This window comes from Streptomyces sp. NPDC058195, assembly GCF_042883525.1.
In the GTDB taxonomy this organism is placed as follows: Bacteria; Actinomycetota; Actinomycetes; order Streptomycetales; family Streptomycetaceae; genus Streptomyces.
Genome location: NZ_JBHVVM010000005.1, coordinates 302,975 through 327,097, shown reverse-complemented (window position 1 = coordinate 327,097; position 24,123 = coordinate 302,975). Strand labels below are relative to the sequence as shown.

General features: G+C 71.3%; 26 protein-coding genes and 1 pseudogene. 17 read left to right on the top strand and 10 right to left on the bottom strand.

Features of this window, described 5'->3' with window-relative positions; translation table 11 throughout:
* Nucleotides 1–81 precede the first annotated feature (81 nt).
* The gene (locus ACFVWY_RS09410; RefSeq protein WP_389868979.1) at nucleotides 82–1,179 is read right to left on the bottom strand and encodes a hypothetical protein; all 1,098 of its coding nucleotides are present in this window, start codon (nucleotides 1,177–1,179) and stop codon (nucleotides 82–84) included.
* 160 nt (nucleotides 1,180–1,339) lie between these two features.
* On the opposite strand from ACFVWY_RS09410, the gene ACFVWY_RS09405 reads away from it, so the two are divergent.
* Together ACFVWY_RS09405 and ACFVWY_RS09400 are read left to right on the top strand one after the other, a co-directional pair.
* Nucleotides 1,340–1,903, top strand: a complete 564-nt coding sequence (locus tag ACFVWY_RS09405; RefSeq protein ID WP_389868977.1) for a hypothetical protein — start codon at nucleotides 1,340–1,342, stop codon at nucleotides 1,901–1,903.
* 30 nt (nucleotides 1,904–1,933) lie between these two features.
* The gene (locus tag ACFVWY_RS09400; protein WP_389868976.1) at nucleotides 1,934–2,572 is read left to right on the top strand and encodes a hypothetical protein; all 639 of its coding nucleotides are present in this window, start codon (nucleotides 1,934–1,936) and stop codon (nucleotides 2,570–2,572) included.
* Between the two features lie 141 nt (nucleotides 2,573–2,713).
* On the opposite strand, the gene pepE is transcribed toward ACFVWY_RS09400, so the two are convergent.
* Both pepE and ACFVWY_RS09390 read right to left on the bottom strand, forming a co-directional pair.
* Nucleotides 2,714–3,442, bottom strand: a complete 729-nt coding sequence (gene pepE, locus ACFVWY_RS09395; protein WP_389868973.1) for a dipeptidase PepE — start codon at nucleotides 3,440–3,442, stop codon at nucleotides 2,714–2,716.
* Nucleotides 3,443–3,480: 38 nt separating this feature from the next.
* The gene (locus tag ACFVWY_RS09390) at nucleotides 3,481–4,308 is read right to left on the bottom strand and encodes an IclR family transcriptional regulator (RefSeq protein ID WP_389868971.1); all 828 of its coding nucleotides are present in this window, start codon (nucleotides 4,306–4,308) and stop codon (nucleotides 3,481–3,483) included.
* A gap of 164 nt (nucleotides 4,309–4,472) precedes the next feature.
* Between ACFVWY_RS09390 and ACFVWY_RS09385 the strand changes: the two genes are divergently transcribed.
* From ACFVWY_RS09385 to ACFVWY_RS09370, 4 genes are all read left to right on the top strand, one after another.
* Nucleotides 4,473–5,429, top strand: a complete 957-nt coding sequence (locus ACFVWY_RS09385; protein ID WP_389868968.1) for a DUF1177 domain-containing protein — start codon at nucleotides 4,473–4,475, stop codon at nucleotides 5,427–5,429.
* A complete protein-coding gene (locus tag ACFVWY_RS09380; RefSeq protein ID WP_389868967.1) occupies nucleotides 5,429–6,817 on the top strand; it encodes a cytosine permease in 1,389 nt (462 codons plus the stop codon). Before ACFVWY_RS09385 ends, ACFVWY_RS09380 begins: the two co-directional genes overlap by 1 nt.
* The gene (locus ACFVWY_RS09375; RefSeq protein ID WP_389868965.1) at nucleotides 6,814–8,148 is read left to right on the top strand and encodes a M20/M25/M40 family metallo-hydrolase; all 1,335 of its coding nucleotides are present in this window, start codon (nucleotides 6,814–6,816) and stop codon (nucleotides 8,146–8,148) included. The genes ACFVWY_RS09380 and ACFVWY_RS09375 overlap by 4 nt, the downstream gene beginning before the upstream one ends.
* Before the next feature lie 223 nt (nucleotides 8,149–8,371).
* Entirely contained in the window at nucleotides 8,372–9,133 is a 762-nt protein-coding gene (locus ACFVWY_RS09370) for a MerR family transcriptional regulator (RefSeq protein ID WP_389868963.1), read from the top strand.
* A gap of 93 nt (nucleotides 9,134–9,226) precedes the next feature.
* Here the strand turns inward: ACFVWY_RS09370 and ACFVWY_RS09365 are convergent, their stop codons facing one another.
* Nucleotides 9,227–9,796, bottom strand: coding sequence for an SMI1/KNR4 family protein (locus tag ACFVWY_RS09365; RefSeq protein ID WP_389868960.1), 570 nt, complete (start codon nucleotides 9,794–9,796; stop codon nucleotides 9,227–9,229).
* 446 nt (nucleotides 9,797–10,242) lie between these two features.
* Between ACFVWY_RS09365 and ACFVWY_RS09360 the strand changes: the two genes are divergently transcribed.
* From ACFVWY_RS09360 to ACFVWY_RS09335, 6 genes are all read left to right on the top strand, one after another.
* Complete coding sequence (locus tag ACFVWY_RS09360; RefSeq protein ID WP_389868957.1) at nucleotides 10,243–10,833, top strand: hypothetical protein; 591 nt, start codon at nucleotides 10,243–10,245, stop codon at nucleotides 10,831–10,833.
* Nucleotides 10,834–11,285: 452 nt separating this feature from the next.
* Nucleotides 11,286–11,687, top strand: a complete 402-nt coding sequence (locus tag ACFVWY_RS09355; protein WP_389868955.1) for an ArsR/SmtB family transcription factor — start codon at nucleotides 11,286–11,288, stop codon at nucleotides 11,685–11,687.
* The gene (locus ACFVWY_RS09350; protein ID WP_389868952.1) at nucleotides 11,684–12,145 is read left to right on the top strand and encodes an SRPBCC family protein; all 462 of its coding nucleotides are present in this window, start codon (nucleotides 11,684–11,686) and stop codon (nucleotides 12,143–12,145) included. Before ACFVWY_RS09355 ends, ACFVWY_RS09350 begins: the two co-directional genes overlap by 4 nt.
* 47 nt (nucleotides 12,146–12,192) lie before the next feature.
* Nucleotides 12,193–12,552: a VOC family protein gene (locus ACFVWY_RS09345; protein ID WP_389868950.1), complete on the top strand. Its 360-nt coding sequence runs from the start codon at nucleotides 12,193–12,195 to the stop codon at nucleotides 12,550–12,552.
* An 84-nt stretch (nucleotides 12,553–12,636) separates the two neighbouring features.
* Nucleotides 12,637–13,560 (top strand): 4-hydroxybenzoate octaprenyltransferase, encoded by a 924-nt coding sequence (locus ACFVWY_RS09340; protein ID WP_389868947.1) that lies wholly within the window; start codon nucleotides 12,637–12,639, stop codon nucleotides 13,558–13,560.
* A 27-nt stretch (nucleotides 13,561–13,587) separates the two neighbouring features.
* On the top strand, nucleotides 13,588–14,478 hold the full coding sequence (locus ACFVWY_RS09335; protein WP_389868945.1) for an oxygenase MpaB family protein: 891 nt from the start codon (nucleotides 13,588–13,590) through the stop codon (nucleotides 14,476–14,478).
* A gap of 139 nt (nucleotides 14,479–14,617) precedes the next feature.
* Here the strand turns inward: ACFVWY_RS09335 and ACFVWY_RS09330 are convergent, their stop codons facing one another.
* The gene (locus ACFVWY_RS09330; protein ID WP_389868942.1) at nucleotides 14,618–16,813 is read right to left on the bottom strand and encodes a tetratricopeptide repeat protein; all 2,196 of its coding nucleotides are present in this window, start codon (nucleotides 16,811–16,813) and stop codon (nucleotides 14,618–14,620) included.
* Between the two features lie 146 nt (nucleotides 16,814–16,959).
* Nucleotides 16,960–17,433 carry a hypothetical protein gene (locus ACFVWY_RS09325; RefSeq protein WP_389868941.1) on the bottom strand — a complete coding sequence of 158 codons (474 nt, stop codon included), beginning with the start codon at nucleotides 17,431–17,433 and terminating at the stop codon, nucleotides 16,960–16,962.
* 691 nt (nucleotides 17,434–18,124) lie between these two features.
* Between ACFVWY_RS09325 and ACFVWY_RS09320 the strand changes: the two genes are divergently transcribed.
* Complete coding sequence (locus ACFVWY_RS09320) at nucleotides 18,125–18,379, top strand: hypothetical protein (protein WP_389868938.1); 255 nt, start codon at nucleotides 18,125–18,127, stop codon at nucleotides 18,377–18,379.
* 384 nt (nucleotides 18,380–18,763) lie between these two features.
* Here the strand turns inward: ACFVWY_RS09320 and ACFVWY_RS09315 are convergent.
* Nucleotides 18,764–19,587: pseudogene (locus ACFVWY_RS09315) on the bottom strand (IS5 family transposase); the annotation flags it as partial.
* A 684-nt stretch (nucleotides 19,588–20,271) separates the two neighbouring features.
* On the opposite strand from ACFVWY_RS09315, the gene ACFVWY_RS09310 reads away from it, so the two are divergent.
* Nucleotides 20,272–20,433, top strand: coding sequence for a hypothetical protein (locus ACFVWY_RS09310; RefSeq protein WP_389868935.1), 162 nt, complete (start codon nucleotides 20,272–20,274; stop codon nucleotides 20,431–20,433).
* Nucleotides 20,434–20,628: 195 nt separating this feature from the next.
* On the opposite strand, the gene ACFVWY_RS09305 is transcribed toward ACFVWY_RS09310, so the two are convergent.
* From ACFVWY_RS09305 to ACFVWY_RS09295, 3 genes are read right to left on the bottom strand one after another with little or no spacing between them, the layout of a single operon-like run.
* Nucleotides 20,629–20,853, bottom strand: a complete 225-nt coding sequence (locus tag ACFVWY_RS09305) for a DUF397 domain-containing protein (protein ID WP_389868933.1) — start codon at nucleotides 20,851–20,853, stop codon at nucleotides 20,629–20,631.
* Between the two features lie 42 nt (nucleotides 20,854–20,895).
* Entirely contained in the window at nucleotides 20,896–21,105 is a 210-nt protein-coding gene (locus tag ACFVWY_RS09300) for a DUF397 domain-containing protein (RefSeq protein WP_389868931.1), read from the bottom strand.
* 5 nt (nucleotides 21,106–21,110) lie between these two features.
* Nucleotides 21,111–21,983: a helix-turn-helix domain-containing protein gene (locus ACFVWY_RS09295; RefSeq protein ID WP_389868929.1), complete on the bottom strand. Its 873-nt coding sequence runs from the start codon at nucleotides 21,981–21,983 to the stop codon at nucleotides 21,111–21,113.
* A 284-nt stretch (nucleotides 21,984–22,267) separates the two neighbouring features.
* Here ACFVWY_RS09295 and ACFVWY_RS09290 point away from each other — a divergent pair, with 284 nt between their 5' ends.
* The 3 genes from ACFVWY_RS09290 to ACFVWY_RS09280 all read left to right on the top strand — a co-directional run bounded on the left by ACFVWY_RS09290 (nucleotide 22,268) and on the right by ACFVWY_RS09280 (nucleotide 24,106).
* Complete coding sequence (locus ACFVWY_RS09290) at nucleotides 22,268–22,627, top strand: hypothetical protein (protein ID WP_389868926.1); 360 nt, start codon at nucleotides 22,268–22,270, stop codon at nucleotides 22,625–22,627.
* Nucleotides 22,628–22,629: 2 nt separating this feature from the next.
* Nucleotides 22,630–22,830, top strand: coding sequence for a hypothetical protein (locus ACFVWY_RS09285; protein WP_389868924.1), 201 nt, complete (start codon nucleotides 22,630–22,632; stop codon nucleotides 22,828–22,830).
* 97 nt (nucleotides 22,831–22,927) lie between these two features.
* Complete coding sequence (locus ACFVWY_RS09280; RefSeq protein ID WP_389868922.1) at nucleotides 22,928–24,106, top strand: methyltransferase domain-containing protein; 1,179 nt, start codon at nucleotides 22,928–22,930, stop codon at nucleotides 24,104–24,106.
* Nucleotides 24,107–24,123 lie beyond the last annotated feature (17 nt).

The following is a 24,123-nucleotide window of genomic DNA, read 5'->3' as shown; positions in this document are numbered from 1 at the left end:
GGGGAAGGGGGCGCGGACCATCGGTGCGCAGACCATCGGTGCGCGAACCGGAGGGCGCCGGTTCCCTCGCCGCAGCGGGGCTCAGCACGGGACGTCCCCCCGGCAGCGCCACCGCACATCGCGCGGATACGCGTGCGCGTTCGGCGAGAGCTGGTGCACGGCCCAGTCCTGCGTGTCCCCCAGGGCCAGGAGGCCATCGGCCTGATAGGCGGCCTGCGTGCGGTCGGCGACGCAGTCCGCCGGGTCGGTCACCTGGCTGTCATGGGCGGGAACGGTGCCCCGCCACAGGCCGTCGGCCTTCTGGCACGCGTGGTACTGCCCCGCTCGGACGTAGCTGAGCTTCGTCGTGACATCGACGGCCTCCGGTCCGGGATTGGTGATCTTCAGGGCGAAGAGCACCCTCTCGTCCTCGACCCTCAGACACGTACGCAGCAGCACCCCGGCCGTAGTGGAACGAGCGGGACCGCACCGGCTCTGCGGCCCGAGTGCGTCGATCTGGGCCTGATCGGCCTGCTCGTCCCCCGTCCGGGCAAAGGACGAGCCGCCGGGAGACCCGCCCCGGTCCGCACCGGCCTCCGCCGCCACGGGCCGGGCCAGGTTCTTCCCGGTCCACACGGCCAGGCCCAGCATGGCCAGCAGGCCGGCCATGGCGAGCCCCTGACGGCCGCGCGAACGACGGGGCGCGGGAGCTCCTCGCGAGTCCCGCCCAGGGCCCCCGTCGGCCGGCGGGGCGGGCGAGGGGGGAGAGGCACGCGCCCGCTCTTCGCCGGGGACGCCGCCGGGCCGTGACGAGGAGGTGCGGCCGGACGGTACGGGCGGGTCCGTTCCGCGCGCGGTGCCGCTGTCCGGGACCGGATCCGGGGGCGGTGCGAGGGCGGCCTCCAGCTCCCGCCGCCGCAGGGTCCACTCCTCGACCGCGGCGGTCATCCGGTCACCGCTGGACTTCGCGTACCGCAGGCAGGCGCTCACGTACGCCAGCGTGATCTCCGGCGAGGGCGGCGCCTGTCCGCTCGCCGCGCCGGACAGGGCCGAGGAGGAGTACGGCGCGAGTCTCCCCATCTCCTTGTACGTGGGGTTCCCGCATGCCGTGCGCAACTCCCGCAGCCCGCAGGCGAACCTCTCCACAGGCCCGTCATCGGGATCGACCGGCCGTTCCTTGCGCCCCTGCCTGTTCGCCACCCGCGTCCTCCGCTCCACAGCTTGATGACCAGTTCGATGACCGGCCCGCCCAGAGGTGCAGGTCATCAAGGGCCGGGCCAAGCTTCGGACACCGAGCCGCCCGGCCGCCAGCCAGAGGCCGGAGACGGGTTACGGAGAGAAAGGGAGTTCGATGATCAGCATGCGCAAGCGCCTGACGCAGACGGCGGTGTCGGCAGCGGGAGCAGTGGCGATCCTGGCGGGGGGCGCCGTGGCGACCCCCACCCCCGCACGGGCGGGGTCGGCCGACTGGGGCCGGGCGTGCATGTTCAACGCCCCGAAAGTCGTGCCCAAGGCGGGCCATGTCGCCTGGGCCGTCAAGGTGCCCAAGGAGAAGGACCACTGGATCTGGGGCTCGTTCAACCGGAACGAGGCGTGGATCCACGGCGGCACCTGGAAGAATGTGCGGGCGTCCTTCAGCCCGGCCGCGGGCTACACCCGCTACCGCTGCACCTACACCCGCGACGGCAACGTCCGTAACGCCCAGGCCGCCTACAAGGCCGTCCGCGGCAGGGGCTACAGCCTCCTCACCAACAACTGCCTGCACATGTCGATGGCCGTCTTCAAGGGATACAGCTCCATCCTGCGACGTGACACACGGCTGCCCTCGGCAACACCCGGGGCGGGGACCATGGGCCGCCCCAACGACTACTTCACCACCACTCTGGACAAGGCCCACTGGGAGCGGATCCACCGTCTGCCCTGAGCGGCCGCACAAGAGAGAAGGCGGAATCGAATGAGCGAGCTCCTTCGAGTCGTGGCCCCGGCCGGGTCCTGCATCGTCGCTTTCGCGGCTTTGATGGTCACTCTTCGCGCCTGGCGGAGATCACGCCTGACCGCCCGGCTGGAAGTCGTCCGCGGCCTCCACGCGGAACTCGTCACCGACGCGGCGGCCAGGGACCGGCACACTCTGGGGTCGCTGCACTGGCAGAACCGTGACATCAACCCCGACGGGGCGGAGCGCGGTGACGTCATGTGCGCCTACTTCGCGATGCTGTGGCGCTTCGAACAGCTTCACGCGGGCCGGAGGGTGCTCCTCGAAGAGGTGAACAGCAAGCGGGATGTCGCACTGAAGATGCTGGACGAGCAGGTCTACACGCATGTGGCCGAGTACGTGTGCACCTTCTCGACCATCAAGGAGAAACTGACCGCGTCGAACAGGGACGACACGGTGTTCGACGGCACGTACGTCAAGACCTTCGACCAGCTTCGGGAATCGCTCGCGGACAGCTTCGAGGACCCCGAGAAGAGGGCGCGGCTCGGGGCGCACACCAACAACACCGAGAAATGCAACTGCAAGTGCCACGAGGTGTCGGCGAAGCCGCCCCTCCCGCCGCAGCGGCCCGGCGGGGCACCGGTGCGGACGGGCGCCTGAGCGGCCCCGGTCCGTGCCCCGGCGCTCGCGTCGGCGACCAGCCCTGTCCGCGCGACGCGGACAGGGCTCCGGCGCGGGGCCACCGCCCGAGAGGGCCGCGGCCCCCGGGCACGGCAAAGACGGCCGGTCCGGTGCCGGAGGTCAGCGCGCCGGGGTGTCGAACCGCGGTGCCGTCGCGAGGAGTCCCGAGACGTCCGAACCCGCCGCCAGCTCCCGGGGCGGCGCGCCCCGGGTGAACAGCCGGGCGGGCCGGGCGCCGTCCACCCGGGCCCGGTTCCCCTCGACGCGCAGCCACGAGCCCTCGCGCAGGCCGAGTACGGGTACGTCGTTCTCCTCCAGGAACTCCGTCAGCCGCTCCTCACGGGTCTCGCCCTTGTGGGTGCTGGCCGGATCCGGGTCCAGGTAGTGCGGGTTGATCTGGAACGGGACGAGCCCGAGCGTCTCGAAGGACGGCGGCTGCACGATGGGCATGTCGTTGGTGGTACGCAGGGTGGGCGCGGCCATGTTCGTCCCCGCGCTGGCCCCCATGTACGGCAGCCCGTCCCCGGCCGCCTCGCGCACGGCCTCGCGCAGACCGGTCCGGTACAGCGCGCTCAGCAGCCGGAAGGAGTTGCCGCCGCCGATGAACACGGCGTCGGACGCGGCGAGTCCGGCCACCGGGTCGGCGTCCTCGTGGATCCCGCGGACGGTGATCCCGGCCGGTTCGAGGGCGGCGCGGACACGCGCGGTGTACGCGTCGTGGTCGGCAAGCGCGTAGGGGACGAAGGCCAGCCGGGCTCTCTCGGGCAGGAACGCGGTGACGGTGTCGAGGGCGTGCTCCAGATAACCCCGGCCGTGCTGGGTGGAGTTGGAGAGCAGCAGCAGATTCATCGGGTACCTCTCGGTTCTCTTCCGGTCTCTTGCGGACGTCAGGTCGTACGGGGGCGGCGGGCGCGCGCCTTCGGGCGCTGAGGCGGACGGGTGAGCCGCTGCTCCAGCAGCCCCGCCGCGTGGCGCAGCGCGTCGAGCCGGTCCTCCGGCGCCCCCGCGAAGAGCTGCTCGGCGCCGCCGAGGCTGAGGCTGCCGTAGGGCTCGCGGCCGAGGAAGACGGGCACGGCGACGGTGGCGATGCCGGTGTCGTACTCGCCGACCGTCCAGGCGTACCCCTGGGCACGGACCTTGAGGAACTCCTCCTCCAGGCGGTCCGGGTCGGTGACCGTCCGGTCGGTGAAGCGGGCCATCGGGCGGCCCCGGAAGAGCCGGTGGCGCTGTTCGTCGGGCAGGTAGGCGTAGTACGACTTGCTGGTCGCCCCGGCGTGCGCCGGGTAGAGCTCACCGACCAGCGGGTAGTAGCGCAGCGGCCCGGCCTCACCCTCCTCCGCGGCGACGCACCGCATGTGGAAGCTGTCCGGCAGGCAGAACAGCACGGTGTCGCCGGTGACCCGGCGCAGTTCCTCCAGCACCGGCCCGGCCAGCAGTTCCAGTGAGCCGGAGCGCTCCCAGAGCCTGCCCAGACGCAGCACGGCGGAGCCGATGCGGTAGCGGCGGGTGGCCGGGTCGGAGACCAGGAAGCCGCGCCCGGCGAGGGTGGCGAGCAGCCGCTGGGCCACCGAGGTGTCCCAGCCGAACTCCTCGGCGACCTCGGTGACGCCCCAGTCGGGCCGGGTCCGCTCGAAGGCGAGCAGCACGAGGAGCGCCCGGTCGACGGTTTGCAGGGCCCCGGCGGGGGTGCGCCGGTCCAGATCGAAGTCCGCCATCGTCATCTCACCATTCAGACCTGAATTGCAAATAACGGGAAACTGTTGCGCTCAACGCTATCCGATCCCGAATGTGGCCTCAGCACCCCGCCCCGCGCTTCTCCCCCGTCGAGCGTCGGCCGGGGCCCGGATCAGCGGGACCGGATGAGCGAGAAAGGCCCCCCATGTTGAAGTACGTGCTGGATGTCGTCGACCTTCTGGACGATCCCCAGGCCCAGGGCAGGACGGTGGTCGAGTACCTCGACTCCGTGAGCGGGGCCGAGGGCTCGTCCGCCGAGGTCACCACGGTCGCTGGCGAGCAGGGCTCGACGGACTTCGTGAGGGTCCGCATCCCGGGCTCCTGCGGCCGCGCGTCCGGCGGCGAGGCCCGCACCCTCGGCGTGGTCGGCCGGCTCGGCGGCATCGGCGCCCGGCCCGAGGTGACCGGCATGGTCTCCGACGCCGACGGCGCGGTCGCCGCGATCGCCACCGCCGCCAAGCTGCTCGACATGCGCCGCCGCGGCGATGTGCTGCCCGGAGACGTGGTCGTCGCCACCCACATCTGCCCGGACGCGCCGACCGAGCCGCACGACCCGGTGCCGTTCATGGGCTCGCCCGTGGACATCGCGACCATGAACCGCCACGAGGTGACCGACGAGATGGAGGCCGTGCTCTCCATCGACACCACCAAGGGCAACCGGATCATCAACCACAAGGGCCTCGCCCTCTCGCCCACCGTCAAGGAGGGCTGGGTGCTCCGGGTCAGTGAGCGGCTCGGCGAACTGCTGGCCGTGGTGACCGGTGAGCCGTTGGTCACGTACCCCGTGACCACGCAGGACATCACCCCGTACGGTAATGGGGCACACCACATCAATTCGATTCTCCAGCCCGCCACCGCGACGGCCGCCCCGGTCGTCGGCCTGGCCATCACCTCGGCCGCCGCGGTGCCCGGGTGCGGCACGGGCGCGAGCCACGAGACGGACATCGCGTCCGCCGCCCGCTACGCCGTCGAGGTCGCCAAGGCCTTCGGCGGCGGCCACCTGGACTTCCACGACGCGGTGGAGTTCGGCAACCTCGTCCACCGCTACGGGTCTCTGGCACACCTCCAGACCCTCGGCCGCACCCCCCAGCAGGAGTCCTGATGGCAGCCACCCCGCAGGCCGAGGCCGTGGCCCACGAGACCAAGAGCATCGGCAGCGACGACTACGCGCTCTCCCGCGTCCCGCGTGACAAGCGCTTCGGCTTCTGGTCCATGCTGCTCCAGTGGCTGGCCCAGTCCGGTTCGATCTCGCAGTTCACCCTGGGCGCCACCATCGGCGTCGGGATGACCTTCGGGGACGCCTTCCTCGCCTTCACGCTCGGCGCGGTGATCCTGGAGATCGTGATCTTCGCGATCGGCCTGGCCGGGATGCGCGAGGGCCTGGCGACCCCGATGCTGACCCGCTGGGTCGGTTTCGGCCGCAACGGCTCGGCACTGGTCAGCTTCGTGATCGCGGTCAGCCTGGTCGGCTGGTTCGGCGTCCAGAACACGATCTTCGGCAACAGCGTCTCGGCGCTGGTCGGCGGCCCGTCCTGGATGTGGTGCGTGCTGGCCGGTGTCGCCATCACCGCCCTGGTGATCTTCGGCTTCAAGTACATGGCCGTCTTCGCCAAGATCGTCACCCCGCTGTTCTTCGCGATGGTCGCCTGGTCGGTGATCTCCACGCTGAAGGACCACTCCCTGAGCGAGCTGATCAGCTCCCCGCCGCCGGGCCAGACCATCCCGCTGGCCGTCGCCGCCACCGCCATCGCGGGCGGCTTCATGACCGGCGCGATCGTGGCCCCGGAGATGACCCGGTACAACAGCAAGGGCTCGCACGTCTTCGTGCAGAGCGCCTCGTCGATGATCCTCTCCGAGTACATCGTCGGCATGACCGGTGTGCTCCTGGGCCACCTGGTGAAGAGCAGCGAGGTGTCGCACATCGTGCTCTCCACCTCCGGCGTCTTCGGCGTCCTGGTGGTCCTGATGTCCACCGCGAAGATCAACGACTGGAACCTGTACGGCTCCTCGCTCGGCGTCGTCAACTTCTTCCAGGTCGTCTTCGGCAAGCGGCTGCACCGCGGTGTGGTCACCATCGTCCTCGGTGTGGCGGGTACGGTCCTGTCCGCCGTCGGGATCATGACCCACTTCACCGAGTTCCTCTCCGTGCTCGGTGTGGCGATCCCGCCGATCGGCGGGATCATCGTGGCCGAGTACTGGATCGTGAAGCGGATGCGCAAGCCGCTGGACGAGACCCGTGCCTCGGAGACCCTGCCGGCCTCCTCACCGACCTGGGTGCCGATGTCCCTCGCCATCTGGATCGCCGCGTTCTGCGTCGGCAAGTTCTACGACGGCGGCATACCGGCCCTGAATTCCCTGGCCACCGCCTTCGTCCTGTACTGCGTCCTCGGCCTGCTGGGCTGGGTGAAGCCGTACGGCACCTCCGCCCTGGACGACGCGGACGACAGCGCCCCCGCCGCCCGCGCGACAACCTCTGTGGGAGCAGCATGACCACCCCCGACCCCACCACCACCGCCCCGCTCGTCCCGGCGTCCGCCGAGGCCCAGGACGAGGTCATCGGGCTCTGCGCCGAACTGATCCGCTTCGACACCTCCAACCCGACCAGCGACGAGCGCGCCTGTGCCGACTGGGTGGTCGGCCGCCTCGCCGAAGTCGGCATCGCGTCCGAGCTGGTCGAATCGGCCCCGGGCCGGGCCAGTGTGATCGCCCGGATCGCGGGCGCCGACCCGGAGCGCGGCGCGCTGCTGGTCCACGGCCACCTGGACGTCGTACCGGCTGACGCCGCCGAGTGGCAGGTCCCGCCGTTCTCCGGCGAGATCCGCGACGGCTATCTGTGGGGGCGCGGCGCGATCGACATGAAGGACACGGTGGCCGTCATGCTGGCCACCGCCCGCCACTTCGCCCGTTCCGGCACCCGGCCCTCCCGGGACCTGGTCCTGGCCTTCGTCGCCGACGAGGAGGCGGGCGGAAAGTTCGGCGCGCACTGGCTGGTCGAGCACCGCCCGGAGCTGTTCGCCGGGGTCACCGAGGCGATCGGCGAGGGCGGCGGCTTCTCCTTCGCGATCGACGGCACCCGCCGCCTGTACCCGATCGAGAACGCCCAGCGCGGCATGGCCTGGATGGAGCTCACCGCCACCGGCCGGGCCGGTCACGGCTCGTCCCCCAACGACGAGAACGCCGTCACCGACCTCGCCGAGTCACTGGCCCGCATCGGCCGCGAGACCTTCCCGGTCCGGCTGATCGAACCGGTACGCGCCCTGCTGGAGGAGGCCGCCCGGCTCTACGGTGTCGAGTTCGACGAGCACGACATCGAGGGCAGCCTCGCCAGGCTGGGACCGGTCTCCGACTTCATGCAGGTGGTGCTCCGCAACTCCGCGAACCCCACCATGTTCACCGCGGGCTACCAGACCAACGTGATCCCCGGAAAGGCGACCGCCCGGGTGGACGGCCGCTTCCTGCCCGGTCACGAGCAGGAGCTGATCGACACGATCGACAGGCTCCTCCTCCCCTCGGTCAGCCGGGAGTGGGTCAACCACGACATCGCGATGGAGACCACGTTCGACGGCCCGCTGGTCGACGCCATGTGCGCCGCCGTACGCGCCGAGGACCCGGACGGCCACCCCGTCCCGTACTGCAACCCGGGCGGCACCGACGCCAAGGCCTTCACCCGCCTCGGCATCCGCTGCTTCGGTTTCAAGGGCCTGAAGCTCCCGCACGACCTGGACTACGGCCGCCTCTTCCACGGCGTGGACGAACGCGTCCCGCTGGAGGGCCTGCGCTTCGGCGTCCGCGTCATGACCCGACTCTGGCAGAGCTGCTGACTCCCCACTCGGCACTCTGCCAGGGGCCCCGACCCGGGCCCACCCCCCGTACGCCCCCGCCGGAACCATGCCTCCGGCGGGGGCGTACGTACGGGGCCGCCCCGGTTCGCGCGGTTCACGCGGACGCGCGGAGTACCGGTTGCGGCTTGCGGTTTCCGCTGCGTCAACTTCTACCGTCCTCGGTGTGGCCGGAGAGACCGGCCCGGCGATGTGAGGCGGGGCCATGACCTGGTCGATCGCGGATGTGGCCCGGATGTCCGGCGTGACGTCCCGGACGCTGCGGCATTACGACGAGATCGGCCTGCTGCCACCGGCGGGGACCGGGAGCAACGGGCACCGCTTCTACGAGGAGGCCGATCTGCTGCGGCTCCAGCAGATCCTGCTGATGCGGGAGCTGGACCTGGGGCTGCGCGAGATCCGGGCGGTCCTGGACAGCCAGGTGGATCAACTGGCCGCGCTCCGCGAGCACCACCGGCGGCTGCTCGCCGAACGCGACCGCCTGGACACGCTCGCCCGCACGGTGGGCCGGACCATCGCCGAACTGGAGGAAGGCAAGGACGGCAACGACATGGCAGAGATCAACAGGCCGGAGAACCTGTTCGAGGGGTTCGAGCCCGGCCGCCACGAGGCGGAGGCACGCCAGCGGTGGCCGGAGCAGTGGGAGCAGTCCCAGCGGGCCGTCGCGGGGATGACCGCCGAGGGCATGGAGCAGTGGCAGCGTGAGGTGACGGCGCGGATGATCCGCATGGCGGAGTTCATGGCGGCCGGCACACCCGTCGCCGATCCCGCGGTGCAGGCCGAGGTGGATGCCCTCTACCAGGGCGTGTGCCGGTTCTGGACCCCGTGCGCGGACGCGTACAAGGGGCTGGGCCAGACCTACGTGGACGACCCGGGGTTCCGGGCGAACTTCGACAGGGTCGCCGACGGACTGGCCGTCTACCAGCGCGACGCGATGGCCGTCTACGCCGACACACGGCTGAGCTGACCGGCGGTTGACGCGGCCGGGGGCTGCGGACCCCCGGCCGCGGGCGACCAGCGGCTCCCGCCTGTGTCACCGGCCCGCGGACGGCACCGGGCTTCATCCCCAGCCCGGCGGCAGCAGGTCCCAGGAGTCGCGTCCCAGCCACTCGCCGAAGGTCACCGGCCGTGCGCCGCCGGTGTGGTCGAGGGACAGCGGAAGAATCCGGTCGCAGGTGGCCCGGCCGTCCCACCACATCGTGCCCGCCAGCGGGCCGGTGACCGCCAGCAGCGTGGCGAAACCGCAGCCGTGCTCCCTCACGACCACGGCCCCGGCCGTCTTCCGGTCCTCGAACGCGTCGTACTCCTCGCCCCAGGCCGCCATGGCCCGTGCGAACGCCGCCTCATCCGGGTGGTCCCCGGCCCGCGGCTCGCGCCGCCAGAACTCCTCGTCGGCTTCCGCGTAGGAATCGGGATGGGGGAAGGGCACGGACAGCAGATCGCGCCGCCCTTCCTCGTTCTGCGCCCACCACCAGCCGGTTTCCGTCTTCGCGAGCCGGGATACGGCCCCACCGGCACTCACCTGGGACAAGTGGCGGCGGTACTCCCGCGGGAAGGACACCTTGAGCTGGGCTTCGGCTTCGGCTATCTCCGCCTCGGTGAGCGGCGGGGGCACAGCGGGCAGTTTCATGGGGCCTGAGGCTAGGCGACGTCCCATGCCGACGGGGACCTGGGGCTCGGGCGCCGTACTCGGACCACGCCCACCAGCACGGTGACCAGCCCGGGCACTGCCCCGTGCGGGGAGCTGGACAGATCTCGCGCCGCCCGCGCCCGTTCCATGGCTGCTGTCCGGCCCGTTGCCGGACGCGGCTTCCTTCATGGACCAGGGCTACGAGCTCCTGACGAGGGCCGGACGCGGCCGAGCGCCGTACGCACGTGACGGACGACCGCTGGCGTCGGCGGACCGCGCTGCCCTCTGGCCGGACGCCGGGTGCCGGGTGCCGGGCGGCCATGGTCGGCTCTGCCTGGCCGATACCCCGGTCAGGGGCCCTGACCCGGGCCCACCCCCCGTACGCCCCCCGCCCGAACCCATGCCTCCGGTGGGGGGCGCGTCTCCTGGTCGGTAGAGTGCCGGGCATGGGTGCAACGTCCGCGAATCGGCCCGCCGGGCGCCCCGCCTCGTGGTGGCGCGAACAGTGCCTCCGGCTGCTCGACGCGGATGAGGGGTACGAGCTGTATCGCGCGGCGAAGTCCTGGCGCGTCAGCGGCGGAGGATCGTTCACCCCGGATGCCTGGCTGATGGATGTGTGCTCGGCCCTGCTGCTCCATCAGCCGAAGATCGCGCTGCACTGCTGCGACCTGGCGCTGAGCACCTGGATGGAACGGCCCGGCGACCGGGCCGTTCTGCGCTTCGTCCGTGGCCTGGTGATCGCCGACCACATCAGGGATCCGCTGCGCGCCCTGGACGACCTGGAGTGCGCACTGCACGGCCCGGACTGGCTGGCGGCGCAGGCCGCGCCCGAGCTGGACCGGGTAACGGCGCAGGCGCGGCGTTCACGGGTGCGCGGGCCCCGCGCCACTCCCGCGCCCGAGCTGGACACGGACTACCGGGAGCTGATCTCCTCCCGGGCTTCGTCCCCCGCTCCGGCCCGGACGGCTCCTCTGTCGCCGGACGGAGCGGTTCCCTCGCTCTGGAGCCCGGCCATGAGCCGCCTTCGGCGTCCCTGACCTCCGCGCGTCACGCTGCCCCCGGGGCTCACCCCAGCCCGGCGGAAGCGTGACGAAACCGCAGCCGTGCTCCTGCGCGACCGCGGCCCCGGCCCCGGCCCCGGCCCTGGCCCCGGCCGTCTTGAGGCCCTCGATCGGACCCCTCGCGCTCGTGACGCTCGTCGCACGCGTCGTTCCACGCGGCCGTGGCCTGCGAGAACGCCGCCGCCTCCGGGTAGTCCCCGGCCCTTGGCCCGCGCCGGTCGAGTGTCCCGTCGGCTTCGCGTAGGAGCCGGGACGGGGGAAGGGCACGGACAGCAGGTCGCGCCGTCCTCCCCATGAAGACGTCAGCGGCTGCGGCCTCTCCCGGCCCGCCGCCGGACACCAGGTGGTCCGGTCCGGGCCGGATCCGCCGACGACAGAAACTTAACCAATCTCTTGACTATTGAGGGATCGGCGTCATAGTTAAGTACATGCCTAAACAACAGGTGGATCTTGACCGGGTCTTCCAGGCACTGGCGGACGCCACCCGCAGGGACATGGTCCAGCGGCTGGTCGGGGCACCAGCCTCGGTCAGCGCGCTGGCCCGGCCCTACGCCATGTCGCTGCCCGCGGTGATGCAGCACCTCCAGGTGCTGGAGGAGTGCGGGCTGGTGCGCTCGGAGAAGACGGGCCGGGTCCGCACCTGCCGGATCGAGCCCGCGGCGCTGCGCCTGGCGGAGTCCTGGCTCGCCGCCCGGCGCACCGACTGGGAGAAGCACCTGGACCGGCTCGGTGACCACCTGGCCGCCGACTCCGCCACCCCCGCCGACGCCCCCACCAGCTCCGCCGTCCCCGACGGTCCCACCGGCTCCGGACACGGGAAGAGAACATGACCGATCACCAGACCGCACACGCCACCTTCTGCCTCGAACGCCACTACCCGGCCCCGCCCGCCCGCGTGTTCTCCGCGTGGGCCGATCCGCAGGCCAAGGCCGGCTGGTTCTCCGGCGCCGACGCCACGCACGAGCTGGATTTCCGGGTCGGCGGACGCGAGGTCAACCGGGCCCGCCGCGCCAACGGCCCGGAGCTGGTCTTCGAGTCCTGGTACCGCGACATCGTCCCGGACCGGCGGCTCGTCTACACCTCCACCCTCAGCACCGGCGACGAGCTGACGACGGTGTCACTGACCACGGTGGAGTTCCACCACGAGGGCACCGGCACCCGCCTGGTCCTGACCGAGCAGGGCACCTTCCTCAGTGGCGCCGAGGAGCCGAGCTGGCGCGAGCAGGGCACCGGTACGTGGCTCGACGCGCTGGACGCCTTCCTTCACGTCGACGCGTCCGGAACCTGAGCACCCGGCACGCGCACGGCACCGAACAGAGCTACGGAGGAACCGACATGACGATCCAGCGCCTGCTCGCCCAGATGACCGTCACCGATCTGGACCCGGCGACCGCCTGGTACACCGCGCTGTTCGGGCGGGGGCCCGACGCCCGGCCGATGCACGGCCTGGCCGAGTGGCACCTCTCCGACACCTACGGCGTCCAGGTCTGGGCCGAGCCCGGCCGTGCCGGACACTCGACCGTGGTCCTGGCCGAGTCCGACCTCGACGAACGCCTCGCCCGGCTCGCGCGGGCGGGCATCGACCACGGCGGAGCCCAGGACGCGACCGCCTTCCACGTCCTGCCCGTCACCGACCCCGACGGCAACCGGATCGTCTTCACCGGCCCCTCCGCCGCCACCGGAACCGGCCGCTGACTCGCCGACGGCCGGATCGAACTCCCCCTCGGTGTGTGACAGTTCACGAGGAAAGCAATCCCCCGGAAGGGGACCTGAACCGCCATGGACACCGTCTCACGCACCCCGGTCCAAGGCCGTGCCGCCCGATGGGTGGGGCGGAGCCCCACCGGGGTGCGGCCGTATCTGGAGTTACTGCGGCTGGACCGGCCGGTGGGGGCCTGGTTACTGGTGGTGCCCGGGTGGATAGCGCTGGGCGCGATCGCCGGGCCGCGTGACGGACTCCTGCTCGGGACGCTGCTCCTGGTGTACGGAGTGCTGTCGCGAGGGGCCGCCTGCGGGCTCAACGACGTGCTGGACGCGCGGTTCGACGCGCAGGTGCCGCGTACGGCCGGGCGGCCCGTCGCGTCCGGGCGGCTGACGGCCGGGCGGGCACTGGCGCTGTGTGTCGTGGTGGGGGCCGCCGCTCCGCTGGTGTGGGGGTTCTGGAGCCTGGAGGCCGTGGTGTGGGCGGCGGCCGGGGCGCCGCTGGCGGCGCTGTATCCGTACATGAAGCGGATCACCCACTGGCCGCATGTGTGGCTGGGGATCACCATCAACTGGACGGTTCCGCTGGTGTACGTCCTGCTCACCGGACGGCTCGGGCCCGGGGGCGGGGTGCTGTACGGGGCGATGATCTGCTGGGCCGTGGGGACGGACGTGATCTACGCCTGCCAGGACCGGGAGGCCGATGTGCGGGCCGGGGTGCGGTCGGCCGCCGTGCTGCTGGGGCGGCGGGGCAGCCGGGTGCTGGTGGGCGGTGTGTACGCGGGATGCGCGGGCCTGCTCGTCCAGTTCGGGTTCACGGCCGGGCTCGGGCCGCTGTACTGGCCCGGACTCTGTGTGGTCGCCGGGCAGTTGGGATGGCAGGTGTGGCGGGCCGACCCCGCGGACACCGGAGCCTGCGGGCGCGCCTTCGCCACCAATCCGCTGTGCGGACTGCTCATCCTCGTGGCCGTGCTCGCCGGACGGGTCGGTACGCTCGGCTGAGGAACACGGCCCCTGGAGGTGCTGGCGGTGCTGGCGGGACTGCGGGAACGGATCGCGAGGGAACTCACGGCGACCATGCACGGCGGGGACCTCAGGCTGGAGCGGTACGCGAAGCCGTCAGGTGATCCCGGCCTGTTCGGGATCGCGCCGGGCGATCCGGTGTGGCGGGTGCACGGGCAGGCCACCGGGATGCTCACCGGCGGGTTCGCCGCACTCATGCTCCAGTCGCTGCACCCGCTGGCCATGGCGGGGGTCGACCAGCACTCCGACTTCCGCGCCGACCCGGTCGGGCGGCTGAACGGAACCGTACGGTTCATCACCACGACCACCTTCGGCTCCTCGGCCGCCGCCCGCGAGGTGATCGGCCTCGTCCGCCGGATCCACACCCGCGTGCACGGCACCGCCCCCGACGGCCGCCCGTACCGCGCGGACGACCCCGACCTGCTCACCTGGGTGCACACCGCCGAGGTGCACAGCTTCCTCGCCGGTCACCAGACCTACGCGCCCCGGCCGCTCCGGCTGACCCCCGCCGAGTGCGACGCCTACTACGACCAGGCCGCCCCCATGGCCGAGGCCCTGGGCGCACGGAACGTGCCGCGCACCTCCCTGGAAGTGGAGCGCTACCTGACCCGCCTTCGTCCTGAACTCCACGCCACGAAGGCGGCGTTGGAATCGGTGCTGTTCCTCCGCCGCTTCGGACGCACCCCACGGGAGCGGCTGGTCGTACACCTGCTGATGAACGCGTCGGTCGGGCTGCTCCCCGGCTGGGCCCGCACCGAACTCGGCATCCACCGCCCCGCCCTCGTCCGCGCCGGCTGGGACCGGCCCCTGGCGACGGCGGTCGGACGCACCTTCCAGTGGGCGATCGGTCCCTCCCCGATCCAGGCCGCCGCACGCGGGCGGCTGGCGGGGAGCTGACGTCGGCTTCAGGCCGTGGCTGACACGAGGGGCGCGATCGCATGGGGTCTGAGCCCCGGCTCCCCAGTGCGCCGCGCCCGCCAGCGTACGGCCGGGGCTCGTCGGCAGGGCGCGCCGCTGGAGGAACCGTTCTCCCTCGTCAGCCGTGCGGTTGACGAGCGGTCGTGTCGCCCACCACCCCGCGGCAGTGGGCGAGGCTGCTCCGGGTGTTGCGGGTCTCGGGGTGGCTCGGGCCCAGCACGCGTTCCCTGTCGGCCAGCAGCGTGGTGTAGGCGGTGACGGCGCTGGCCGTGTCTCCCACGGCCGCCTGCGCGTAGGCGAGGTCGTGTCGCAGGGACAGCACCGCGGGGTGGTCCGGATCCATCCTCCGCAGGGCGTGCTCCAGAAGCTCGGTGAGCGCGCGGACCGCACCCGCCGCATCCCCCGACTCCCCTCGCGCGCAGGCGAGGTGGTGGCGGATGGTCAGGGTGTCGCGGTGGTCCGGCCCGAGGACCCGGGACGCGTCCAGGAGCAGCTCGGCGTAGGCGGTGACCGCACCGGCCCGGTCACCTGCCTCCCCCCGGCAGTAGGCGAGATCGCACCGGACCGTCAGGGCACAGAGGTGGTCCGGTCCCAGCACCCGCAGCACGCGCTCCAGCAGTTCGGTGAAGGTGGTGACCGCACCGGCCCTGTCCCCCGCTTGCCCCTGCCACCAGGCGAGGCTCTTCCAGGTGCCAAGGGTGGAGAAGGCGTCTGCGCCCCGTACCCGCTTCTGGTCGGCCAGCAGCTCGGCGTAGGCGGTGGCAGCGGCGGCGGCGTCACCAGCCTCTCCCCTCGCGCTGGCGAGACGACTCCGGGCGGTGAGGACCGCGCGGTGATCCGGGCCCAGGATCCGCCGCATGCGCGCTATCAGTTCGGTGTAGGAGGTGACCGCCTCCGCCACGTTCCCCGCCTCCTGCCGCCAGTGGGCGAGATCGCAGCTGATGATCAGGGTGTCGGAATGGTCCGGTCCGAGATGTTCGCGAGTGGCGTCCACGAGGTACTCGAAATACTCGACGGCGGCGGTGACCTGGCCGCAGTCGCCCAGACTGGTCCCGGCGCGTTGGAGTACCCGGTGGCCGTCGGGCCGCCACAGGGCGGCGTCGCAGGAGTGACGTATGAGTGCGTTGGTGTTGGCGCGCAGAGCCTGGGCCAGGACGGTGTCGCGCTCGACCTCGGGCCAGGAGGCGAGCAGGGCATCGGCGGCGGCGAGGGCCGTCTGATCGTGCTGGCCGGGGGTGAGGGTGTCCCGGGTGGCCCGCTGGATGAGCTGGTGGAGACGTACGGCCTGCCGGGGGGCACCCGGGGTGTGGTCGATGAGATGGAGCCGGTGCAGGGTACGCAGGGCGCGCACCGCTTCCCGGGGGGTGACCGGGGCCGGTTCCCCGGTGGGCTCCTGGCCGGTGCGGGTGCTGTGCGCGGTGAGGTGAGCGAGGGCAGGCCCGCTGGTCAGAACGGCCTGGGGGATGCCGTTGGGGTCGAGCAGGGCGGCCAAGTGAAGCAGTGGGCGGGCCAGACCGGCAGGGCGGATCGTGTCGGCGCGCTCGATGGACAGGGACCAGGTGGCGGCCACGGTGGTGACCTGGTCGTCAGGCAGCGAGCCGGGTTCCGGCAGCAGGTCGGCCAGCTTCTCGACCCGGTCGGCCAGCATCCGCCGGTAGGAAGTGCAGGTCAGGTTCGCGTCGATGAGGTACGCGGCGGCCTGGGCCAGGGCGAGGGGAAGGTACCCCAGGTCGGCGGCGAGGCTGTTGATCTGGTCGGCCGGCTCGTGGCGGTCGTGCGCGGCGAGCACGGCGGTGAGGTACGCGGATGCCTCCTGGGGGGTGAACAAGCCCACGGTCACGCTGCGTCGGCCCGCACCGGTCAGGGCCGCCTCGCGGCGGCGCGTGGTGACCAGGGCGCGGCCGTGCGGGCTGGCGGGCGGCCACCAGCCGCGCATATCGGCAGGGTCCGCAACGTCGTCCAGTACGACCAGCCACCGGCACGGCCTCTGCCCGGCTTTGGGTTCCAGCCAGGCCAGGAACGCGTGCGCGGCCCGCTCAGGGTCGCTGGGGTCGGCGGCCAGGACCTCGGCCCCGGCCTGCGCGTACCCGGCGGTGATGGCCGAGCGGCTGCTCGCGCTGATCCACACCAGCAGGTCGACCCCGGCGCTGTCCCAGACGGTGCGGGCGTAGTCGGCGGCCAGTTGGGTCTTGCCGACCCCGCCGGTCCCGGTCAGTACCTGGGTGAGCACCGCGGTGCCCCCGCTGTCGACCGCCGTCCGCACCTGGTCGGCCTCGGCCCGGTGCTGGAAGGACGAGGCGCGGGGTGGGATCACGCCGACCTGGTGCGGCCAGGCGGCCGGGGTACGGGGCGGGGCGTGGTGGTGGACTTGTCCGGCGTAGCCGACGGCGAGGCCGCCGTGGTCGGCGAAGACGCCGCTGACGGTGTGAGTCGGCGCGGCCGAGAAGGCTCCGGGTCCGCTCAGTCCTGGTGCGGACCCGGCTGGGAAGGGCTGCCCAGTGTCACGTTCCCCATGGTCACAGCGGCGGCGGACCCGTGGTCGGCCCGGACGTTCACGTTTCCGCCGACGGCCAGCCCGCTCCGGCCGGCCGACACGCCTCCGTGGGAAGCCTGTTGGGCCAGCAGAGCGCGCAGCTCATCCGCGACCTGGCCGCGCTCGACGTCCTCAAGTCCTTCCAGCAGGGCTTCGATCCGGCCCTGCCACACCGCCTCCTGACGGATGCGCAGCCGCTCCGCATCGGTCGGCGGAGCCGCCTCCAGCTCGGCCACGGTCTGATCGAGGCGCTCCAGCTGGGCGTGCTCGCGCTGCGGATCTCCCCGACCGAACCAACGGGCCACCTGCTGGCGTACCCCTGTCCACGCGTCCGTGCCCACGGCCTGCGCCACCGCGGTGCCTCCCGCCGCGGCCAGCGCGGTCATCGCCTCCGACAGCATCCTCGGTCGTCCTCCTGAACGATCAGTCCTGGGCTGGGGCACGCGGTGCACCGGTGCCTTCATCACGTCACTCCATCAGATGCCGCCGCCGTTGTCCCTGGTTCCGTCACGAGTGCGTCCGAACTCGCACCAGGCCCCTGCCCGGACCCTCACCGGCGGACGGGGTCCGGGCGTTCGAGCGTCAGGGTTCCGCGCACGCACGCGCTTTCGAACGGGCAGAAGGCAGAGCAGGTCAGCACCTGGGCCTGGCACCGCCCTTGGCCGTGATCACACGGACCGGTTCCCGCTCGGTCCGGCGTCCCGCCCGGGAGGCCGCACCCGTCCGTCCGCGTTCGGCCCTCTCGAAGCGGCGAGGGCCCGCGGCGGCTGATAGACGTGGCCGTATCCGCAGAGACCACAGAAACCACAGAGGCGCGGAATCCGCAAAGCCGAGGAAGGCCCCTGGATGAAGAGCGGCCGAAGACTCTCCGCCGTCGCCGTCACTGCCGCCGTCGGTATCGGCGCCCTGAGCGCCCAGCCGGCCTTCGCGCGTGGGGACGGGGACCACGGCCCCTGCCACCAGCGCGACGGAGGATGCCAGGGGCCCCCTGGACCGGTAGGACCCGAAGGACCGGCAGGACCCCCTGGGCCGGCGGGACCTCCCGGACCGGCAGGCCCCCAAGGGCCGGCGGGTCCTCCCGGCCCTCCCGGCGTGTCCGGACCCAGCATCACGGTCAACGGCCCGTCCGTCCCCACCGACGGCATGGCCGTAGCGACAGCCGAGTGCCCGACCGGCTACACCGTGGTCAGCGGCGGGTACACGTCGGACGGCCCCCACACCTACGGGGGGATCGGGGAGAAGGGCCACCCCAACAGCACCAACACGGGCTGGGTGGTCCCCACTCCGTTCGGCTCCACTCCTGGAGCGGCGATCCACGCGTGGGCGATCTGCCTGCCCTACGGATAGGCCCCGCGGACAGACCCCGCCCGGGTCGACCTGGGCTCGGCAGCCGTCCACGGCCTGGTTCCGGATGGAGCCACGGGGGCTTCATCGCGGCCTGGGCGCTGGGCCACGCGGACAGGTGCAAGGCCGCCATGACGGGCGCGGGCATCAGCGGGCTGGGGCATGCGGGCCGTGAACGGCGACTGGGGATTCCTCGGAGCGGCGCTCAGCCGCAGCACCGGCTGGGAGGGCCCAGGGCCACACATCCACGACCGGCACAGTCCGATCTCCTGCGCCTCCAGGATCCGCACCCCTGCCCTGATCCTGCACGGCGAAGAGGACACCAACGTTCCGCTCTGCCGGGCCATCCACGTCCCTCACGCCCTGCGCCACCTGGACCGTGTCCTGGGTGGTGAGGCGGATGAGCTGTCTGTGGTGGCGGCAGAGGGTGGCGGCGAGGCTGAGGAAGGCCAGGTAGTGGCGGGGTTGGCGCTCGTAGCGGTGGTTGATCCAGCGATATCCGGTCAGCCACGGCAGCGTGCGCTCGATGCCTCACTTCGGCGTCCGAGCCGTTCACTGGATTCGATTTCCTCGCGGGCGATGCGGACGCCGACGCGTTTCCCGCGATGCCATTTCCGTAGGGCTGGGATGTCGTGGGCCTTGTCCACGTGGAGCTGGCCGGGTTTTTCATGCCAGACGCGGTGGGATTCGCGTCTCGACGGGAGACCGGCCACCACGGGCTTCAGACCTTGGCTGTCGTGGGTATAGGCGGCGGAGATGCCGACTACCAGAGGCAGTCCGTTCGCGTCCAACAGGACGTGCGTCGTGAAACCCGGTTTACCGTGGCCCACGGGGCTGGGGCCTGTGAGTTCACCCCTTTTTTGGCCCGTACGCGGGCGGAGTCGAGGACCACGCGGGTCAGGCCGCGCAGGCCGCACTCGTCGATGCGGTCGAACACAGCCTCGTACAGCCGCCCCAGACACCGGCCCTGGACCAGATGACAAAGCGCCGGTGCACGGCTGCGCGGCGGACTTCGAGACCCCACAGCACGGTGGCAGAGCCCGCCAGGCGCACCCGCTCACCAGCACATAGGCGATCGCCGCGAACAGCGTCTCCTCAGGCGTGTCCTGCGTCCCACCTCCCCGCGGACGCACCCTCGACGGCGGGATCAACGGCTTCGCGATCTCCCACAGCCCGTCCGGAGCAATCCAACTCCACGTATCCCGCCCCATGAACAGCTGAACAATCGCTCACCGCACAGGACACGGTCTTGGTCATCGAAGATCCGAAAATCCTCCACAAAACCCTCTGGGCGCATAAACCCTTCAGAACCTGTGAAAGGCGTCTGAGACCGGGGCGCGACTCCGGGCGCTAGGCATCTGGGTCGAAATGATCCTCCTTTGGAGGCGTCACCCGACGAGGTAGATCCACCTCACCCAATCAAGCTAAATAATCAGATGCCTCGTACCGATACCAGCCCCCTGGGGAGCCGACGTGCTCTTATGTGAAATACGTCACCGACGATTCAGGACGTGGTGAACCCGGCCACTTTCCCAGGAATCTGGGTAGTGGAAATGTCTCGGAGAAAGGCGCTCTGGATGAAGATCGCACGCAGGCTTGCCGCCGTCGCCCTCACCGCCCTCACCGCCGTCGGCGCAGGTGCCGTCGCCGCACAACCGGCCTTCGCGGACGAGTACGGATACAAAGGCCCCTGCAAGCAGGGATGTACGGGTCCGGCAGGCCCTCAGGGTCCGGCCGGTCCGGCAGGCCCTCAGGGTCCGGCCGGTCCGGCAGGCCCTCAGGGTCCGGCGGGTGTCACTTCCTTCACCGTGATCCAGGAGACTGTGCACATCCCGCCATCCACCCCTGACAACGTCCCCGTTCCCACCCCGCTCTGCCCGGCGGGGTCGGTAGCTGTGAGCATCGGGGGCGATGTCGCCGGTGAAGGGCTCTCCAGCACTTTCCGGGAGAGCGGTACGCGCCTCAACCCCGACGGGACCGGCTACGTACGGTTCACCACCGGTACGGCCGAAGGCGATGTCGTCGTCTACACCGTGTGCGCCGAGATGTCCGCCTGACACCCCCGGCACGTGGGCACCTGAGCCGCGTCGACTCGGGTGCCCACTGGTCTCCAACAACCCCTCGCCTGGTACGACCGCTGGCTGTAGACCAGCGCCGGGGCGTACACCGCGGTGTGAAATCAGACCGGGACGCACCGGGAGTGTGACGGAGGTCCCTGCCGGTGCATGGCGGGGACCTCCGCTGGTGAGGCCTCAGGCGACGGGGCCGCCGGACGCGACCCCCGCGACGAACGCGCGCCAGGCCGCGACCGGGAAGACACAGACGCCCCGCCCGGGATCCTTGGAATCCCGGACAGCCATCACCCGCCCATCGAGTCGCGCACCCTCGACGCACTGGCCGCCCTGGTCGTTGCTGTAGCTCGACGTGAACCAGTCAGCCCCACGCAGGGAACCAGCCGTGATGGTCCTGAGGTTCATAGCTCCTCGATTCCTCGATTGCCACCCGGATCACCAGCACCATCAGACAACGACGTCGGCAGCCTTCACCTCAGCAACGAACGCACGCCAGGCGACAGCCGGAAAAACACAGACACCCCGCCCGGGATCCTTGGAATCCCGGACAGCCATCACCCGCCCAACAAGCCGCGCACCCTCGACGCAGTTACCACCCTGGTTATTGCTGTAGCTCGACGTGAACCAGTCGGCACCAGTGGGCTCATGAGTGGTCATGTAGATCAATGCTCCTTGATAGCTTCTCTGATCAGGCCGAGAGATTCCTGTGGCCCCACGGCAAGAATCTGGAGGTCGTTGAACGCCTCTTCGTACAGACCCACATCGGCACGCTTTCGAATGACTGAAGCCCCGCCCAGGTACTCCAGGTAGACGATGGACTCCGCTTCGTTGAGCCGGAACAGAGTGAAGGCGCCATTCATCCCAGGGTGCACACCCGCCTTGAAGGGAACCACCTGCACGCGCACCGAGGGCCGCTCGGCCACCTCCGCCAGATGCTCTATCTGCGCCCGCATGACGGCCGGGCTGCCGACCTGTCGGCGGAGAACCGCCTCGTTGACGACCGCCGCGAACTTGAGCGGCACCGAGGCGCGACGAAGCACTTCCTGCCGCGTCATCCGTACGTCGACGAGCCGGTCGATCTCGTCAATGGAGAGCCTCTCGTGCTCGCGCTGGTAGATCGCTCGTACGTAGGCCTCGGTCTGGAGAAGGCCAGGGACGAACTCGCCCTCGTAGGTGTGCAGAGCGGAGGCGGTGGCCTCCAGGCCCAAGTACGCCTTGAACGTGGGGGCGATGGCCAGCCGATACTCGGGTGACTGCCACCAGTCCCTCTTGGTCTTGGTGACGGCCGCGTACCCCATCAGCAAGGCACGCTTCTCGGGGTTCGCCCCGTAGATCTCGCAGAGCGCCATGACATCCACGGCCTCGACGACCGAGTTCTCTCCCGTTTCCAGCCGCGTCAGCTTCGACGGACTACAGAGCAGAGTGCGGACGACCTGGGTCGAGGTGAGACCGGCCTCCTGCCGGAGCTGTCGAAGCTCACGTCCTAACTGAAGACGGCAGAGTGCGGGCGTCGCCGACTCCACATCCGTAATCATCTTCTGCCTCCCAGGACTTGTTACCCAGTGTGACGGAGAATGTTCCGCTGCCGCAAGGAGCGTTCTGTGCCAACGCAGAACGCTCCACCAGGGGGCGCGAACGCACAGACGCAGCGCGGATATTCACGCAGGAATCTGCTTGCAGAATTCCGCCGCGATGGCCCCAGATTACCGTCCGCGCTGACACGATTACCAAAGGTTGCCGAAACGGTGCGCACCACGACAACGACACCGTCGCGCAGCCCGTCCGTCTGCCGCCCCCACCCCAGATCCGGGAGCCCCCCATGCCCTACCCCTCCCCCGACCAGCAGCCGGAAGTGACCGGCCGTCTCGTGAACGTCGGGACCGCGCTGCGGACCGCCGATGACGTCCTCGCGATCCGGCTCGGCGCCGTCACGCGACGCGAGATCGACGCCCGGAACGCCGAACTTCATGTGCTGGTGGGCCTCTTCGCCGACGCGGTCCTCGACCATGCACGGGACGCCGCCACACGCTCCGTCCGGTGGGAGGTCGATCGGCTTCTCGCTTCGGCGCCGGGGGAAGGCGCGCTCGTCTTCAGCGCCTACCAGCACATGCACGACCTCGCCCGGATGCTGCGCCGGCTGGCCAGCTCCGCTCCGGCCCAGGGCGGGGTGACGGTGTGAGCATGGACGTACGGCCGTGGGAATACGCCACGTTCGCGCCCTCGGGGCACACGTGCTCCGCATGCCTGCGCCCGGTCCAGCGGCTCGACCGCTGCCTCCGGGGCGAGATCCCCCGGCAGAGCGGAGGGCCCGTCACGCTCTACCGGCACATCGACTGCGCCAACCCGCAGCGCCCGTCAGCCCCGTCCCGGTTGACCGGCTGACCGGCTGACCGCCTGCCGTGGCGCGCTCCTGCCATCCGGGGTGCGCTGCGGCCGGTTCGCGCGCGCCGTGCCCGAATCCAACCGCTGGGAGCCCCGCATGAGCACCCCGACCCTCGATCAGGCCCGGCCGCACATGGCCGCGCTCACCGACGCGCTGACCCGTGCCGGTGCCCTCCGGACGCCCGTGTGGTCGCGGGCATTCAGCAGTGTGCCCCGCCATCTGTTCGTGCCCCGCTGGTTCGACCAGGAGCGGAACGAGCGGGGCATCGCCGTGTGGCGCGAGCACCACGGCACGACCACCGCCGACGGCCTCGCCGCCGCCTACCGTGACAAGACGCTCGTGACCGCCCTCGACCCGGACACCGCCGAGCGGGTCGACGAGACGGCGTGGACCGGCGTCCCGACCTCGTCCAGCACCCTGCCCGGACTCATGGCCGGAATGCTCGAAGACCTCGGCGTCGGGGACGGCCACCAGGTCCTCGAAATCGGCACCGGGACGGGTTACAACGCCGCCCTGCTCTGCCACCGGCTCGGCGAGCGCCTGGTGTGCTCCGTCGACATCGATCCCGCCCTCGTCGGCGCCGCACGGGACCGGCTGGCGGCTGCGGGCTTCGCGCCCCGGCTCGTCTCCGGCGACGGAACCCGGGGCAACGTCACCGGGGACCGGTTCGACCGCATCATCGCCACCTGTTCCGTACCGGCCGTACCCGGCGCCTGGATCGAGCAGAGCAGACCCGGCACGGTCCTGGTCGCCGACATCGCCCTCGGCGTCGAAGGCGGACTCGTGCGCCTGGAGGTCGACGAACAGGGCCGCGCGCTCGGCCACTTCACGACGACCGGTGGCCGCTTCATGCCCGCCCGCGCGCAGGCCCGTACGTATGCCGTGCCGCGACGGCCGAGGCCCGCCGCGCAAACGGGCGTCCGGCCGTCGCAGGTCACCGCCGCGGACGTGCGCGCGCACTACGCCTTCCGCCTGGTCCTCGCGTTCCACCTGCCCGGGGCGGAGATCGTCCACCACCTCGACGACGCCGGGACCATGGCGTTGCAGATCCAGGGTCCGGACCGTTCGTGGGCGCGTACGCCCCTCGCGGGCGAGGGCACGGGCACCGTCACCCATGGCGGCGACCCCGGCCTCTGGGCCCGGGTGGAGGAGGCGTGGCAGTGGTGGAACGGCGCGGGCCGTCCGTCCCACGACAGGTTCGGCTACGCCCGTGAGGCGGACGGAGCCGCGCGCGTCTGGTACATCCCCGACGGAACCCGGTGGAGCCTTACGTAACGGCCTTACGTAACGGT